We start from the raw sequence: 15,658 nt of genomic DNA on the forward strand, positions 1-15,658 counted from the left end.
CACCACGATCGCACACGGCTCCCGCCCCGCCCGCACCCCGGGCCTCACTCCGTGCGCAGCCCCTCCGGGCGCATCAGCCGCAGCAGCGGCGGCAGGCTGAGCAGGGTCACCACCAGGGCCACCCCCGCGCCGAACCCCGTCATCGCCAGCACGCTCGACCAGTCCACGCTCACCGCCGTGTCCGTCATCCGCAGCAGGACGACGCCCAGGGTCAGGCCCACCACGCAGGCCAGCGCGAGGCCCAGGGTGATCGGGACCGCCGTCTGCCAGAACACCGACAGGCTCAGCGTGCGGCGCCGGGTGCCGAAGGCGACCAGGGCCGACAGCAGCCTGCGGCGTTCACGCAACTGCTCCAGCTGCGACACCAGCAGGCTCGCCCCGATCAGCGCCAGCACGCAGGCCGCGCCGACGAACAGGCCGGTGCGGATGTTCTCGTAGCGGTCCGCGCGCTGCTGCGTGGTCCAGGTCATGGGCTCGGCGAGCGGATGCACCGCCGCCGCGGTGTTCCGCACGAGGTCGTGGACCTGCGGGGTCGAACGGTCCAGGGCCAGATAGAGCTGCCCGCGCAGCGCCGGGGTCAGCGCGTCGGGGAGCGCGGCCGGCGTGGCCAGGAAGCCGCTGGTCTCACCGCCCGTCAGGTGGGTGCGGGTACCGGCCTCCTTCACCTTCGCCGGCAGGGTCCAGGCGCGCTCCGGGGTCCGCCGGCCGTCCCGGTAGCCGGGGTTCAGATAGAGGGTGCGGCGCTCGGCCAGGACCGGGGTGCCGGTGTCGTACTCCGCGCCGCGGACGGCGAACACGTCGCCGTCGCGGCAGGAGGGCAGGTCGGCGATCTCCCGCAGGGCCGCGCAGTCGGCCACCGTGAGCGGCGCCCCGTGCTCCGCGTCCAGGGGCCGCTCGCCCACGTACGCATCGGCGAAGGCGCGCACGCGGCGGACTCCCTCGGTGCGTTCGAAGCCGGCGACCGCGGGGGCGAGCGCCGCGCCGCTGGGCAGGGTCACCTGCATCTGGGCGCGGGAGAAGTCGACGTCCGTCTCCGTGGTGAAGTCGCTCTCCACGCCGCTGAACAGCATCTGCAGCGCGATCGCCCCGGCCACCGCCACCGCGATGCCGTTGACCGTACGGGCGGCCGTGCCGCTGCTCAGCTGCAGCCGGCGCACCGCCAGCTGCCAGGAGACCGAGCCGGAGCCCAGCCGGGCGACGGCCGCCTCGACGATCCACGGCAGCAGCGCGGTCACGCCGATCAGCAGCAGCATGACACCGCCGGTGACCAGGAACTGGTTGAAGTCGCCCTCGTCGCTGCCCTGCCCGAGCATCGGGTACAGCATCGCCAGACCCGCCACCGGCAGCAGCAGCCGCCACCACAGCCGGCGCCGGCTCGGCCGTGCCGCGCGGACCACGCCGAGCGGCTCGATCACCACGCCGCGCAGCGCCAGCAGCGTCACCACCACGGCCGCCGCCGGCACCGCGAGGGCGACCAGCAGGGCCAGCGCGGGGGAGGGGGCGAGGTCGCCCGGGAAGACGCTGATGTCGAACAGCACCAGGTCGCTCGCGAGCTGCCGGCCGATCAGGAAGAACCCCAGCCCGAAGACCAGCCCGAGAGCCGACCCGGCGAGCGCCTCGCCGGCCGCGATTCGGCGGGTCATCCGGCTGTCGGAGCCCACCAGGCGCAGCGCGGCCAGCCGCCGGTCGCGCCCTTCGCCGCCGAACCGGACGGCCGCGGCGACGAAGACGCCCACCGGCATCAGCAGCACCACGATGACGACGAGGACGAGCAGGAGCAGGACGGGGTCCCACGGCTCGGACGTCTGGTGGATGCCGCCGAACCGGTCGATGCGATGGACCCGGCCGTCGTCCACGTAGCGGGCGAGGTCCTCGCCGCCGCGGTAGAAGGCGAGTTCGGCGGGGCCGACCAGACCGGCCTCGCCGATGACGCCGACGACACGCCCCGGCAGCCGCTCGCTCAGCAGCTCGCCCTCCGGCGACAGCAGCAGCTCGTGCAGGGCCGGGGAGACCACCAGCTCGCCGGCCCCCGGGAACTCCCGCACGCCCGGCGGCAGCGGGGCGTGCGGCCCCTCCGGCTCCAGCTCCCGGCCGTGCACGTCCCGCTCGCCGAACGTGGTGCCGACATCGGCGACGAGGAGCGTGCGGTCCGACGCCGGGACCGGTTCGGCGCTCATCGGCCAGTCCGCGCGGGCGTCCCCCCGCGCGGAGCGCGACTCCAGGGCGGCGGGCAGCGCGGTGGTGAGCAGCAGCACCGCCACCCCGAGCCCCACGCCGATCGCGGTGAGCAGCGTCCGGATCCGGCCACCTCGCCCCGTGAAGGCGAAGCCGGCGCCCATCGCCAAATCGCGGGACCACTGACGGACGCTCATATCGCCCGCTCCATGTCCCGGGCCCGGCCGTCGCGCACGACGACCTCGCGGTCGGAGTAGGCGGCGACCCGGGCCTCGTGGGTCACCAGCACGACGGCCGCGTTGGTCGACCTGGCCGCGTCCGTGAGCAGCTCCATGACCCGCTCGCCGTTGAGGGAGTCGAGCGCGCCGGTCGGCTCGTCCGCGAACAGCACCCGCGGGCCCGTCACCAGCGCCCGCGCCACCGCGACCCGCTGCCCCTGCCCACCGGAGACCTCACCGGGCCGCTGGCCGGCGATGCCCTCGACCTCCAGGCGCTCCAGCCAGGACAGCGCCGTGCGTTCGGCGGCCCTGCGGGGGGCGCCGTTCAGCCGCAGCGGGAGGGCGACGTTCTCGACGCAGGTCAGCTCCGGCACCAACTGGCCGAACTGGAAGACGAACCCGAACTCCGAGCGCCGCAGCGCGCTGCGCCCGGCGTCGTTCATCGTGGCCATCTCCCGGCCGTCGTAACGGATCGAGCCGGCGTCGGGCGTGACGATCCCGGCGAGGCAGTGCAGCAGCGTCGACTTGCCCGACCCCGAGGGGCCCATGACGGCGACGATCTCGCCGGGGTGGATGGAGAAGTCAGCGCCGTCCAGGGCCGTGGTCGGGCCGTACGTCTTGCGCAGCCCCTCGGCCACGAGCAGGGAACCGGAAGGAGTCATGCCGACACCGCCCGGGCCAGCTTGTCGAGACGCGCGGCGGTCAGTTCCAGCCATCGCAGGTCGGCCTCCAGATGGAACAGGGCGTGGTCGCAGATCAGCTGGTCCGCGAGGTCGCCCTGGCGCTTGCGGTCGGTGAGGACGCGCATCAGGCGCAGGTGCTCCGCGCGCTGGCCGTCGAGGATCTGGGCGGCGTCGCGGCGGGTGAGCAGCGCGAGGACCACCTTGGTGTAGAGGGTCGACTGCAGATACGGCTCCGGTTTCTCCGGCGTGGCGAGCCACCGCTCGACGTCGGTGACGCCGGCATCGGTGATCGCGTACCGCTTGCGCTCGGGGCCGCCGCCGGGCTCGATGCCGTCGACCTCCACGAGGCCGTTCTTCAGGAGGCGGGACATCGTCGAATAGACCTGGCCGTAGTGCAGGGGCCGGTCCTGACCGAACTTCTGATCGAAGGCACGCTTGAGGTCGTAGCCGTGGCGGGGGCCGGACTCGAGCAGGCCGAGGAGCGTGTGACCGATGGACATGCCGAGCACTCTACACACCATGTATACGCGATGTGTATACGCGGGGTGCGCAGAGGCGGCTTCGGCAGGTCCGAGCGGTGGGCTCGGGTGAGTCAGGAGGGGGGAGGGGAGGGTTCGGGGCCTCCCGGGGGGCGACCGCGCCGGGGGAGGGGGCCGGCCTCATGGGGCAGGCGCCCGGCCTCGGCCAGCGCCCGCCGCAGCAGGAACTCGATCTGCGCGTTCGCCGACCGCAGCTCGTCCGACGCCCATCGCGCGAGCGCCTCGTACACCGACGGGTCCAGCCGCAGCAGCACCTGCTTGCGCTGCTGCGGCCGGCGCTCAGGGGCCGTACCCCCGGAGGACTCCGTCACTGGTAGAGCGTCCCCGTGTTCAGGACCGGCTGCGCCGAGCGGTCCCCGCACAGCACCACCATCAGGTTGGAGACCATCGCCGCCTTCCGTTCCGAGTCCAGTTCCACGATGTCCCGCTCGGTGAGCCGGTCCAGCGCCGCCTCCACCATGCCCACCGCGCCGTCCACGATCTGCCGCCGCGCCGCCACCACCGCGCCGGCCTGCTGCCGCTGGAGCATCGCCGAGGCGATCTCGGGAGCGTAGGCGAGGTGGGTGAAGCGCGACTCGATGATCTGCACGCCGGCCGCCTCCACGCGCGCGTGCAGCTCGACCGCCAGCTTCTCGGTGATCTCCTCGGCGTTGCCGCGCAGCGAGAGCCCGTCCTCCTCGTGGGAGTCGTAGGGGTACTCGATGGCGATGTGCCGCACCGCAGCCTCGGTCTGCGTGGACACGAACTCGATGTAGTCGTCCACCTCGAAGGTGGCCTGCGCGGTGTCCTCGACCCGCCAGACCACGACCGCGGCCAGCTCGATCGGGTTGCCGTAGGCGTCGTTGACCTTCAGCACGGCGGTCTCGTGGTTGCGGACTCGGGTGGAGATCTTGGTGCGGGAGGTGAGCGGGTTCACCCAGCGCAGCCCGTCCTGCCGGATCGTCCCCCGGTAGCGCCCGAACAGCTGCACGACGCGGGCCTCGCCCGGCGCCACCATGTTGAGCCCGCACATGGCGAAGAAGGCCGCGAGGGCCACCAGGATCCCCAGGATGATCAGCGCGGCCTTGGCGCCGGCCGCCGACACGGTCGCCCCGGCGACCACCATGGCGACGCCGCCGAGCAGTCCGAGTAGACCCAGCAGGAGGGCGAGCCCGCCGCCGATGCTGTGCGCGGCAAACTCGCGGACGCGAGGCTCGGGCATCTCGGGTACGTCGGGCGCGTCCGGGGCGGACGCGGCGGGTGCGGTGCGTGCGGGCATGGGTGGTCCCCCGTTTCTGTGCGGCCGGCGCTGATCCCGCCGTCCGGCCGATGTCACCGGAGTCGGCTGATTCAGGCTGCCGACTGATCTCACTGACCTAGCTAAGTGATATCACTTTACCCCACCGCGGCAACCTCCGCCCCCTCTCGGCGGTCGGTACCGGTAGAGCGGGTGCTGATTGTCACGCCCGTAAAGGCCGGATCGAGCGGACTTTGTCATAGAGAGCGGTGTTAGCTTTCTGAGCTGACCTGAGCCACGACACACGGGTGACGGACGAGAACGAAGCGGAGCGAGCGGACTCATGGGACGTGCGGAAGACAGACGAGCGCGACAGCGCGGCGGACACCGCGCGGCGCACCGGAGCCGCCGTTCCCCGGGAGCGAACGGCCGGACGGGCATACGCCGCTTCCTCACCTGGAAGCGGCTCCTCGGCACCTTCCTGGGCCTGTGCCTGCTGGGCATCGGCGCCTTCGTCCTGCTCTACCTGCTCATCGACATCCCCAAGGGCAACGCCCTCGCGCAGGAGCAGAGCAACGTCTACAAGCTGGGCGACGGCACCACCCTCACCCGTGACGGCGAGGTCAACCGCGAGGTCGTCGACCTGAGCCAGATCCCCAAGGGCGTCCAGCGGACCTTCGTCGCCGCCGAGAACAAGACCTTCTACAGCGACTCCGGCGTGGATCTGAAGGGCACCGCGCGCGGACTGGTCAACACCCTGTCCGGCAAGGGGATGCAGGGCGGTTCCACGATCACCCAGCAGTACGTGAAGAACTACTACCTCACGCAGGAGCAGACGGTCTCCCGCAAGCTCAAGGAGCTGGTGATCTCCCTGAAGGTGGACCGCCGGCTGTCCAAGGACGACATCCTCGCGGGCTACATCAACACCAGCTACTACGGCCGCGGCGCCTACGGCATCCAGGCCGCCGCCCAGGCCTACTACCGCGTCGACGCCGACCGCCTCACCGTCGAGCAGGGCGCCTACCTGGCCGCGCTGCTGCAGGCGCCCAGCCAGTACGACTGGGCGGCCGCCTCCGACACCGGCAGGAAGCTGGTCCAGCAGCGCTGGAACTACGTTCTGGACAACATGGTCGAGGAGGGCTGGCTGGACGCCTCCGAGCGCACCGGCATGACCTTCCCGAAGCCCAAGGACCCGCAGGCCGCCAAGGGCATGGAGGGCCAGACCGGCTACATCGTGCAGGCGGCCAACCAGGAGCTGGCCCGTCACCTCGTGGCCCAGGGCTCGGCCGAGACCACCGACGACGCCCTGGCGATGATCGACCGCGGCGGCTGGACCATCACCGTCAACATCGACAAGAAGAAGCAGAAGCTCCTCGAACAGTCCGTCAAGGAGCAGCTGACCAGCAAGCTGGACCCGGACGAGCGCAAGGTCGACGAGGACGTCCAGGCCGGCGCGGTCTCCGTCGACCCGAAGACCGGCAAGGTCCTCGCGATGTACGGCGGTGTGGACTACGTCAAGCACTTCACGAACAACGCCACCCGCGGCGACTTCCAGCCCGCCTCCACCTTCAAGCCGGTGATCCTCGCCGCGGCCGTCGAGGAGGGCGCCGAGACCCAGGACGGCACCCCGATCACCGCCAACACGGTCTACGACGGCGACAGCCGGCGCCCGGTCGTGGACGGCGGGCGCAAGGTCGGCTTCGCCCCGCCCAACGAGGACGAGGTGGACTACGGAGACGTCACCGTGCAGACCGCGATGAACAAGTCGATCAACTCCGTCTTCGCGCAGATGGGCATCGACGTCGGCATGGACAAGGTGATCGAGGTCGCCGGCGAGCTGGGCATGGACGTCTCCGACGTGGAGGCCGTGCCCGCCCAGACCCTCGGCTCCATGGGAGCGAGCCCGCTGGAGATGGCCGCCGTCTACGCCACGCTCGACAACCACGGCAAGAAGGTCACCCCGGCGATCCTCGCCGAGGCCGAGCACAAGGACACCGTGGTCGAACTGCCCGACCCGGTCGGCGAGCGGGTCATCAGCCGCGAGGCCGCCGACACCGTCACCTCGGTGCTCACCGGCGTGGTCGACGACGGCACGGCCCGCTTCTCCGTGCGCGAGAACCCGGCCCGCGGCGGCCAGCAGGTCGCGGGCAAGACCGGCACCTCCGACAAGAACAAGTCCGCCTGGTTCACCGGCTACACCCCCGACCTGGTCACCTCGGTCGGCGTGTTCGGCGAGGACCCCAAGACCAATGACCACGTCCCGCTCTACGGCGCCGTCAACGGCGGCCGCGAGCGCGTCAACGGCGGCGGCTTCCCGGCGCTGATCTGGGCCGACTACACCTTCGCGGCGATGGGCGAGGTCACCCCGTTCGACCTGGAGACCGACCAGGGCGCGGCCGTCCGGCCGACCGTCACCCCGAGCGAGACGGCGAGCGCGTCCCCGTCCGAGGAGCCGTCGAGTCAGGCGCCCACCTCGCAGGCGCCGACCGAGACGGAGTCGGCGACGCCCTCCGAGACGCCGACCGACACGGCGACGGCGACACCCAGCGAGACGCCGACCGACACGGCGACGGCGACGCCCCCGGACGACGGCGAGGGCGACGGCGACGACGACGGGGACATCCCGCTGGAGCCGGTGCAGCCGGGCGAGGAGGAGTAGCCGGCACGGGAGACGAGGGCGCCGGGGCCGGCACGGACAGCACGAGGGCGCCCGGGCCCGCGCGGGACACGAGGGCGCCCGGCACGATCCCCGTGCCGGGCGCCTCTCCCGTCCAGCGCGCGAGCCGGTCAGAGCCGGTTCAGCTCGAACCAGACCACCTTCCCGGTGCTCAGCCGCGTCGCCCCCCACCGCCGGGCCAAACGGTTCACCAGATACAGCCCGCGCCCGCCCTCGTCCGTGGCGCGCGCCTGCCGCAGCCGGGGCAGCTGCGGCACGTCGTCCCCGACCTCGCAGCGCAGCACGTCCGTGCGCAGCAGCCGCAGCGTCACCGGCCGGGTGGCGTAGCGGACCGCGTTGGTGACGACCTCGCTGACCAGCAGCTCCACCGAGTCGGTCAGCTCCTCCAGGCCCCAGCGCTCCAGCGCGCGCCGGGCCAGCCGGCGGGCCTTGCCGGGGGCGGCGTCCTCCGGGTCCAGGAACCAGTACGCCACGTCGCTCGGCGCGATCCCGTCGAAGCGGGCGGCGAGCAGCGCGATGTCGTCGTCCCGGTCGCCCGGGCCGAGCATGTCCAGCACCTCGTCGCACAGCGCTTCCAGGGGCGGCGGATGGTCGGGACCGGTCAGCTGCGCGGTCGCGGCGAGCTTCTCGCGCAGCTGCTCGATGCCGGTCCACACGTCCCGCAGCCGGGACTCCACCAGCCCGTCCGTGTAGAGCAGCAGGGTGCCGCCGGCGGGCGCGTCCAGCTCGACGGCCTCGAAGTCGACGCCGCCGACGCCGATCGGCGCGCCCGCGGGCACCCGCAGCACCTCGGCCCGGCCGCCCAGGTGCAGCAGCACGGGCGGCGGGTGGCCGGCGTTGGCGACGGTGATGCGGTGCGCGACCGGGTCGTAGACCGCGTAGAGGCAGGTCGCCATGCGGTCGGTGCCGAGCCGCTGGGCCTGCTCGTCGAGGTGGTGCAGGACCTCCTGCGGCGGCAGGTCGAGCCCGGCCAGGGTCTGCGCGGTGGTGCGCAGCTGGCCCATGATCGCGGCGGAGGTCATGGAGTGGCCCATCACGTCGCCGACGACGAGCGCGACCCGGCTGCCGGGCAGCGGGATGGCGTCGTACCAGTCGCCGCCGACCCGCGCGGTCTCGGCGGCCGGCAGATAGCGCGAGGCGAGCCGCACACCGGTCGGCTGGGGCAGCGTCTCCGGGAGCATGGTGCGCTGCAGCTCGTCGGCGATGTACGCCTCACGGCCGTAGAGCACCGCCTTGTCGATGCCGAGCGCGCTGTGGGTGGCGAGCTGGGCGGCCACCAGGAGGTCGTCGGCCTCGAAGGGGATGCGCTCCGGGCGGCGCAGGAACACCGCAGCCCCGATCACCCGGCGCCGGCCCCGCAGCGGGGCGAGGATGGCGCGCTGGCCGGCCGGGATGAGCGGCTGGCCGTCGTCGCCGAGGAGTTCGGGCAGCGCGGCGCGGGCGGCGGGCGCGTCGGCGAAGACCGGGCGCACCCCGCGCAGCACCTCGGCGAGCGCCCCGCCGGGCCGCACCTCGCACAGCTCGGCGGTGACCGCGGACAGCTCGGTGGGCTCCGGCTGGAGCACGGGCAGGAGGCCGCCCTCGCCGTCGCGCTCCTCGGGGATCCGGTCGGTGCGGCGCAGCCGCAGCACGACGGGGCCGGTGGGCCGCTCGTCGCCCACCGGCAGCGGGTCGCGCAGATAGACGAGGATCGAGTCGGAGAAGGTCGGCACGGTGGCCCGGCACAGCCCCATCACGATCTCGTCCAGGTCTATGCCGCGGGCGATCCGGCGGGTGGCGGCGCCGACGAAGCGCAGCCGGTCGCCGTCCCTGCGCATGGGCGTGGGCCGGCCCGGCGGCACCGCCTGACCGGTACGGCGCTCCTGGCCGCCCGGCCCGGGGCCGCCGGGAATCTGGCCGGAACGCGTCTCCTCGGCACCGTGCTGCACCGGTATGACCTCCGCCGTCGGACGCGGGCGGTGAGTGTCCGGCTCGGCGACGGCCGGCTGGGAGTGCTCGGGCCCGCTGCCGCCGCCCGGCGTCACGGACGTGCCCGAGGTGGTCTCGCCGGCGCCGCGGGTCTGGGCGGCGACGGCCGGTAAAGCGGGGGCGGGCGAGGCCGCCGTGGCCGGGGTGCGCACGAGCGCCCCGCGGCTTTCGGCGGGGTCGGCGCCCGGCTGGGGGCGTTCGTAGGTCGGCTGCTCCGTCACGCGTGTCGAATCCGTCCGTCCGGGGCTGCGCGCCGCGCGCGCAGTTCGTCCCGCAGGAATTCCGATACCCGGAATACGTGCCCCAGGAACGGAATCCCCGCGTGGTCAGAGGCTGCTGCTGGTCCACCGGCGGACCGGCCGCGGTCCGCGCGGGTGTTGCCCTCGTACCCCTCGCTCACGTCCTGCCGCCCCTCGGTGACATGTGGTCAAGCGCTGTGCGCGCTCCGGTAGTTGCCTCCGTGCGCCCTTGCGGAGGACGATCCTACGTTTCTCGCCCGGGGGCGCATCAAGGGTCTCATGAGGACATGCGCGCGGGCGTACGATCCCAGTCCTCCGGCAGTGAGGGTACGGCCCAGGAGGGATCCGGTCGCCAGTTCTGCCAGCCATCCGAGAACGGCGGCCCCCAGGCGCGGATCGCCTCGACCGCCGAGCCGCCCGCGGCCCGCACCCGCTCGGCGAGCGCCGGGTCCACCAGCCCGTCCCGCTGGGCCTGCGCGAACTCGTCCTCGTCCCGCCAGTGCCAGCTGCGGTCCGGGTGCACGGAGATGTCCAAAAAGTGGTCCTCGGAGTCCACGCCGCCGGCCCAGCGCCGCAACGGCTCCTCCAGGTTCACGTACCAGTTCTTGAACCGCCAGCCCGGCTCCCAGAACAGCCACACCGACCAGGGCTCCCCGGGCCGCGCCAGCTTCAGCACGCCCGTGCCGAACCAACGGCCGCGCCGCACGGTCCGCGGCTTGGTGTAGCGGGTGCGCAGCGGCTCCTCGTGCACGGGGGTGCCGTCGGCGAGGGCCGGCTTCACGCACTCGGTGCCGGGCGCCAGCCACACGGCGAGCAGTTCGGGGTCGTCGCGCACCACGGTGACGGGGCGCGCGATGTGGAAACGGGTGCCGCCGTTCTCCCGGTACCGCCACAGGATCCGGGTCCCGGGCGCCCAGAAGGCCGTGGTCGTGCCGCCCGCTTCCGCATCTCGCACCGCCGCGTCGTCTGCCATGGACAGATATTAGGTGTCCCCGGCACGCGCGCGGCGGCCTCCGCCGGGGTTCGGGCAACCGTTCACGCGGCCGTCGACACCCGGAACGCGCCGTTACGGATGCGTCATGCGCAGGACATCCAGCGCCTCGTCGAGCTGCTCGACCGTGAGGTCGCCGCGCTCGACGTAACCGCCCTCCAGCACGACCTGGCGGATCGTCTTGCGCTCCGCCAGCGACTTCTTGGCGACCTTGGCGGCCTCCTCGTAGCCGATGTACTTGTTGAGCGGGGTGACCACGGACGGCGAGGACTCGGCGTACTCGCGGGCGCGTTCGCGGTTCGCGGTGATCCCGTCGACGGTCCGGTCGGCGAGCAGCCGGGAGACGTTGGCGAGCAGCCGGACCGACTCCAGCACGTTCTTGGCGATGACCGGCAGCATCACGTTCAGCTCGAAGTTGCCGGCCGCGCCCGCCGTGGCGACCGTCGCGTCGTTGCCGACGACCTGCGCGCACACCATGAGGACGGCCTCGGGGACGACCGGGTTGACCTTGCCGGGCATGATCGAGGAACCGGGCTGGAGGTCGGGCAGGGTGATCTCGGCGAGCCCGGTGCGCGGCCCGGACGCCATCCAGCGCAGGTCGTTGGCGATCTTCGTCAGGCCGACCGCGATCGTGCGCAGCTGCCCGCTGGTCTCCACGATGCCGTCCCGCGCGCCCTGCGCCTCGAAGTGGTCGCGCGCCTCCGTCAGCGGCAGCCCGGTGGCGCGGGCCACCTCCTCGATGACGGCGGCCGAGAAGCCGGGCGGCGTGTTGATGCCGGTGCCGACGGCCGTGCCGCCGAGGGGGAGTTCGGCCAGCCGGGGCAGGGATGCCTCCAGCCGCTCGACGCCGTAGCGCACCTGGGCGGCGTATCCGCCGAACTCCTGGCCGAGCGTCACGGGGGTCGCGTCCATCAGGTGCGTCCGCCCGGACTTCACCACGTCGGCGAACTCCTCCGACTTGCGGGACAGGGAGGCGGCGAGGTGGCCGAGGGCGGGGATCAGATCGCGCGTGACGGCGGCGGTGGCGGCGATGTGGATCGAGGACGGGAAGACGTCGTTGGACGACTGGGAGGCGTTCACGTGGTCGTTGGGGTGCACGGGACGGCCCAGCCGCTCGCTCGCGAGGGTGGCGATGACCTCGTTGGCGTTCATGTTGGACGAGGTGCCCGAGCCGGTCTGGAACACGTCGACCGGGAAGTGCGCGTCCCAGCGGCCCTCGGCGACCTCGCCGGCGGCGGCCTCGATCGCCCCGGCGACCTCCGCGTCCAGCACGCCCAGCCGGGCGTTCACCTTCGCCGCCGCGCCCTTGATCCGCGCGAGCGCCTCGATGTGCGCCCGTTCCAGGCGCTGCCCGGAGACGGGGAAGTTCTCCACGGCCCGCTGTGTCTGCGCCCGCCACTTGGCGTCGGCGGGGACGCGGACCTCGCCCATGGAGTCGTGCTCGATGCGGTACTTCGGGTCGCCGGCGCCTGCGGTCGTGGTCATGTCGTCGTACCTCCGAAAGGAGAGCGCGGGATCTGCGGGGGATTGTTCCCGCCGCCATGATCGCGCGACCGGCCGGCCGGTCGCCGCAGGGCGGTGCGTACGGCAGGTCCCGCGGGGCGGTGCGTACGGCAGGTCCCGCGGGGCGTACGGCTTCCCGCGGGACTCCGTCATGGCGTGCCGGGCCCGGCACGCCATGACGGAGGGCGCACAGCACCGGCCGCGACCGGCCGTCCGACCGCGACCGGTCGGGGCCGGTCGGACGCCGTGGGGGTGCAGCCCGCGCCGCCTGTTTCTCCGTGCGCGTTCCCCGTGCGCCGTGCTCCCGGCCCGGGCCTGCCCCGCGCGGCAAGTGCCCTTCGCCGCCCGCCCGTCGCGCACGAGGCGGCGTCACCGGTCGGCGGCGCGCACGTCAGGCCAGGCCGGGCCCCCGCACCGGAATGTGCGTGAACGTCGGCTCGGGAGCCGGGTTCTGGAAGAAGTCGTTGCCCTTGTCGTCCACGACGATGAACGCCGGGAAGTCCTCGACCTCGATCTTCCAGACGGCCTCCATGCCGAGTTCCTCGTACTCGACGACCTCGACCTTCTTGATGCAGTCCTGGGCGAGGCGGGCGGCGGGGCCGCCGATGGAGCCGAGGTAGAAGCCGCCGTGCGCGGCGCACGCGTCGGTGACCTGCTTGCTGCGGTTGCCCTTGGCGAGCATCACCTTGGAGCCGCCCGCCGCCTGGAACTGCTCGACGTACGAGTCCATGCGGCCGGCCGTGGTCGGGCCGAAGGAGCCGGAGGCGTAGCCCTCGGGGGTCTTGGCGGGGCCGGCGTAGTAGACCGGGTGGTCCTTGAGGTACTGCGGCATCTCCTCGCCCGCGTCCAGCCGCTCCTTGATCTTGGCGTGCGCGATGTCACGGGCCACGACCAGCGGGCCGGACAGCGACAGCCGGGTCTTGACCGGGTACTTGGTCAGCTCGGCGAGGATGTCGTCCATCGGCTGGTTCAGGTCGATCTTCACGACGTCGCCCTCGGACTCCAGGTGCTCGTCCGTGGTCTCCGGCAGGAAGCGCGCCGGGTCGGTCTCCAGCTGCTCCAGGAACACGCCCTCGGCGGTGATCTTGGCGACGGCCTGGCGGTCGGCGGAGCAGGAGACGGCGATGGCGACGGGGCAGGAGGCGCCGTGCCGGGGCAGGCGGACCACGCGCACGTCGTGGCAGAAGTACTTGCCGCCGAACTGCGCGCCGATGCCGATCTTCTGCGTCAGCTCGAAGACCTTCTCCTCCAGCTCCTTGTCCCGGAAGCCGTGGCCGAGCGGCGAGCCCTCGGCGGGGATCTCGTCCAGGTAGTGCGCGGAGGCGTACTTGGCGGTCTTCAGCGCGTACTCGGCGCTGGTGCCGCCGACGACGATCGCCAGGTGGTACGGCGGGCAGGCGGCCGTGCCCAGCGAGCGGATCTTCTCCTCCAGGAACTTCATCATGGAGGCCTCGTTCAGGACCGCCTTGGTCTCCTGGTAGAGGAACGACTTGTTGGCCGAGCCGCCGCCCTTGGCCATGAACAGGAACTTGTACGCGCCGCCGTCGGTGGCGTACAGCTCGATCTGCGCCGGCAGGTTGGAGCCGGTGTTCTTCTCCTCCCACATGGTCAGCGGGGCCATCTGGGAGTAGCGCAGGTTGAGCCTGGTGTAGGCGTCGTAGATGCCCCGGGACAGGGCCTTCTCGTCCTCGCCGGCGGTGAGCACGTTCTGGCCGCGCTTGCCCATCACGATCGCGGTGCCGGTGTCCTGGCACATGGGCAGCACGCCCGCCGCCGCGATGTTCGCGTTCTTCAGCAGGTCCAGGGCCACGAACTTGTCGTTGTTCGACGCCTCGGGGTCGTCGATGATGCGGCGCAGCTGGGCGAGGTGGGCCGGGCGCAGATAGTGCTGGATGTCGTGGATGGCCTCCTCGGCGAGCTTGCGCAGCGCCTCCGGCTCGACCTTGAGGAACGTCCGACCGTCGGCCTCGAAGGTGGAGACACCCTCGGAGGTCACCAGCCGGTAGGGGGTGGTGTCCTCTCCCATGGGGAGCAGATCGGTGTACGCGAACTCAGGCATCTCGCCCATTCCTCACTCACGACAGACGGCGCTGGCCTCCGTTGGCAGCGTCCACCAGCCTAGGACCTGGTGGACGGGGCGAACTTGTGAGGTAAGGCTCAGTTCGGCGGGCGGCGGGGGTGTCGCGATCTATCGTGTGTGGGTAGGCTGCTGCCGTGGACCTTGAGAAGGACGTTCAGAAGGACGCCGCACCGCGCCCCGCCGATGCCGGGCTGCGCGCCTCCGACGCCGAGCGCGACCGGGTCGCCGACATCCTGGGCGACGCCCTCGCCGAGGGGCGGCTGACCCCGGAGGAGCACGCCGAGCGCGTCGAGGGCGTCTACCGCGCCAAGAAGGTCGACGAGCTGGAGACGCTCGTGCGGGACCTGCCGGGTGCGCACCGGGAGCGCCCGGCCGCCGCGTCCGGTGCGGCGCCGGCGCGTCCGGCGGGCGGCGGCGCCTTCCCGGTCCACGCGGACGACAGCGTCGTCGCGGTGTTCAGCGGCGCCGTCCGCAGGGGCCGCTGGCGCGCGGGCCGCCGTATCCACGCCTACTCGGTCTTCGGCAGCGTGGAGATAGACCTCAGCGAGGCCCTCTTCGAGTACCAGCAGGTGCTGGTCAAGGCGTACTCGGTGTTCGGCAGCGTCGAGATCACGGTCCCGGAGAACGTCTCGCTGCGCGGCACCGGAGGCGGCGTGCTCGGCAGCTTCGAGGTGGACACGCTCGACTCGGGCGACCCCGACGCGCCCGTCGTCTACGTGGACGGCTGGGCGGTCCTCGGCAGCATCGAGGCGCGGCCACGGCGGGGCAGGCTCGTCGCGGACATCAGGGACCGGGTGCGCGGCGCCCGTCGCAAACACCTCGGGCACTGACGGCGGTCCCGGCGTCCGCCGCAGGACCCTCTTCGCCGTCCGCGGCGATCGGCCGCTTCGGTCCGGGGACTCCCCGCATAGGCGCGCGTACAGCGGGTAGACCTTGCTGCATCGTCTCTCGCTCGCGAAGCCGTCGTCAGGAGTAGACCGTGCCGCAACCGCCGCATTCGTCCTTGCAGGTAGCTGCCGTTCCGTCTCAGCGGGTGCCGGCGCGCGACAGGGACCAAGACGCCCCCTGGCACACGGAGGCGGTGTGCCGGCGCGACGAGGCCGGCCTGTTCTTCGCCCCCTCCAAGGAGCCCACCGCCGCGCGGCTGTCCCGCGAAGAGGCGGCGAAGCGGGTCTGCGCCCGCTGCCCGGTCATGGTCGAGTGCCGCGAGCACGCCCTGCTCCAGCCGGAGCCGTACGGCGTCTGGGGCGGCCTCACCGCCGCCGAGCGCCGCGTGGTCCTGGCCCGGCGGCGCCGCCGCGAGCTGGAGCTGAAGAAGGCGGCCAGGGCGGCCGACCGCATAGCCGCCGCGGGCTGACCGCCCGACGGC

Annotated in this window: 12 protein-coding genes; 3 read left to right on the forward strand and 9 right to left on the reverse strand. The window is 72.7% G+C overall.

All coding sequences use genetic code 11. The features are described 5' to 3' along the window. Positions 1–44: 44 nt before the first annotated feature. The 5 genes from ACZ6KF_RS08685 to ACZ6KF_RS08705 form a co-directional block, all read right to left on the reverse strand. Positions 45–2,372: an ABC transporter permease gene (locus ACZ6KF_RS08685; protein WP_469237800.1), complete on the reverse strand. Its 2,328-nt coding sequence runs from the start codon at positions 2,370–2,372 to the stop codon at positions 45–47. Next, positions 2,369–3,055 (reverse strand): ABC transporter ATP-binding protein, encoded by a 687-nt coding sequence (locus tag ACZ6KF_RS08690; RefSeq protein ID WP_469157429.1) that lies wholly within the window; start codon positions 3,053–3,055, stop codon positions 2,369–2,371. The genes ACZ6KF_RS08685 and ACZ6KF_RS08690 overlap by 4 nt, the downstream gene beginning before the upstream one ends. Next, positions 3,052–3,576 (reverse strand): PadR family transcriptional regulator, encoded by a 525-nt coding sequence (locus tag ACZ6KF_RS08695; RefSeq protein WP_356634423.1) that lies wholly within the window; start codon positions 3,574–3,576, stop codon positions 3,052–3,054. Before ACZ6KF_RS08695 ends, ACZ6KF_RS08690 begins: the two co-directional genes overlap by 4 nt. A gap of 92 nt (positions 3,577–3,668) precedes the next feature. After that, a complete protein-coding gene (locus tag ACZ6KF_RS08700) occupies positions 3,669–3,926 on the reverse strand; it encodes a type II toxin-antitoxin system antitoxin (protein WP_356634421.1) in 258 nt (85 codons plus the stop codon). Further along, positions 3,923–4,873: an SPFH domain-containing protein gene (locus ACZ6KF_RS08705; RefSeq protein ID WP_356634419.1), complete on the reverse strand. Its 951-nt coding sequence runs from the start codon at positions 4,871–4,873 to the stop codon at positions 3,923–3,925. The genes ACZ6KF_RS08700 and ACZ6KF_RS08705 overlap by 4 nt, the downstream gene beginning before the upstream one ends. Positions 4,874–5,174: 301 nt before the next feature. On the opposite strand from ACZ6KF_RS08705, the gene ACZ6KF_RS08710 reads away from it, so the two are divergent. After that, the gene (locus ACZ6KF_RS08710; RefSeq protein ID WP_469157427.1) at positions 5,175–7,490 is read left to right on the forward strand and encodes a transglycosylase domain-containing protein; all 2,316 of its coding nucleotides are present in this window, start codon (positions 5,175–5,177) and stop codon (positions 7,488–7,490) included. A gap of 128 nt (positions 7,491–7,618) precedes the next feature. Here the strand turns inward: ACZ6KF_RS08710 and ACZ6KF_RS08715 are convergent, their stop codons facing one another. From ACZ6KF_RS08715 to ACZ6KF_RS08730, 4 genes are all read right to left on the reverse strand, one after another. Continuing rightward, positions 7,619–9,697, reverse strand: coding sequence for an ATP-binding SpoIIE family protein phosphatase (locus tag ACZ6KF_RS08715; RefSeq protein ID WP_356634415.1), 2,079 nt, complete (start codon positions 9,695–9,697; stop codon positions 7,619–7,621). Between the two features lie 295 nt (positions 9,698–9,992). Continuing rightward, a complete protein-coding gene (fomD, locus tag ACZ6KF_RS08720) occupies positions 9,993–10,688 on the reverse strand; it encodes a cytidylyl-2-hydroxypropylphosphonate hydrolase (RefSeq protein WP_356634413.1) in 696 nt (231 codons plus the stop codon). A gap of 93 nt (positions 10,689–10,781) precedes the next feature. After that, a complete protein-coding gene (locus ACZ6KF_RS08725; protein WP_356634411.1) occupies positions 10,782–12,191 on the reverse strand; it encodes a class II fumarate hydratase in 1,410 nt (469 codons plus the stop codon). Between the two features lie 409 nt (positions 12,192–12,600). Further along, positions 12,601–14,277 carry a fumarate hydratase gene (locus tag ACZ6KF_RS08730; protein WP_356626290.1) on the reverse strand — a complete coding sequence of 559 codons (1,677 nt, stop codon included), beginning with the start codon at positions 14,275–14,277 and terminating at the stop codon, positions 12,601–12,603. 146 nt (positions 14,278–14,423) lie between these two features. On the opposite strand from ACZ6KF_RS08730, the gene ACZ6KF_RS08735 reads away from it, so the two are divergent. Then, the gene (locus tag ACZ6KF_RS08735; RefSeq protein ID WP_356626292.1) at positions 14,424–15,119 is read left to right on the forward strand and encodes a DUF1707 SHOCT-like domain-containing protein; all 696 of its coding nucleotides are present in this window, start codon (positions 14,424–14,426) and stop codon (positions 15,117–15,119) included. Between the two features lie 149 nt (positions 15,120–15,268). Further along, on the forward strand, positions 15,269–15,646 hold the full coding sequence (locus ACZ6KF_RS08740; protein WP_356626293.1) for a WhiB family transcriptional regulator: 378 nt from the start codon (positions 15,269–15,271) through the stop codon (positions 15,644–15,646). Positions 15,647–15,658 lie beyond the last annotated feature (12 nt).

The sequence above is a fragment of the Streptomyces sp. NPDC046379 genome (assembly GCF_055587785.1).

Excerpts from the sequence above, each read along its gene's own strand:
- ACZ6KF_RS08710 (WP_469157427.1), top strand. The coding sequence starts at position 5,175 with ATGGGACGTGCGGAAGACAGACGAGCGCGACAGCGCGGCGGACACCGC.
- ACZ6KF_RS08690 (WP_469157429.1), bottom strand. The coding sequence starts at position 3,055 with ATGACTCCTTCCGGTTCCCTGCTCGTGGCCGAGGGGCTGCGCAAGACG.
- ACZ6KF_RS08685 (WP_469237800.1), bottom strand. The coding sequence starts at position 2,372 with ATGAGCGTCCGTCAGTGGTCCCGCGATTTGGCGATGGGCGCCGGCTTC.
- ACZ6KF_RS08705 (WP_356634419.1), bottom strand. The coding sequence starts at position 4,873 with ATGCCCGCACGCACCGCACCCGCCGCGTCCGCCCCGGACGCGCCCGAC.
- ACZ6KF_RS08730 (WP_356626290.1), bottom strand. The coding sequence starts at position 14,277 with ATGGGCGAGATGCCTGAGTTCGCGTACACCGATCTGCTCCCCATGGGA.
- fomD (WP_356634413.1), bottom strand. The coding sequence starts at position 10,688 with ATGGCAGACGACGCGGCGGTGCGAGATGCGGAAGCGGGCGGCACGACC.
- ACZ6KF_RS08695 (WP_356634423.1), bottom strand. The coding sequence starts at position 3,576 with ATGTCCATCGGTCACACGCTCCTCGGCCTGCTCGAGTCCGGCCCCCGC.
- ACZ6KF_RS08725 (WP_356634411.1), bottom strand. The coding sequence starts at position 12,191 with ATGACCACGACCGCAGGCGCCGGCGACCCGAAGTACCGCATCGAGCAC.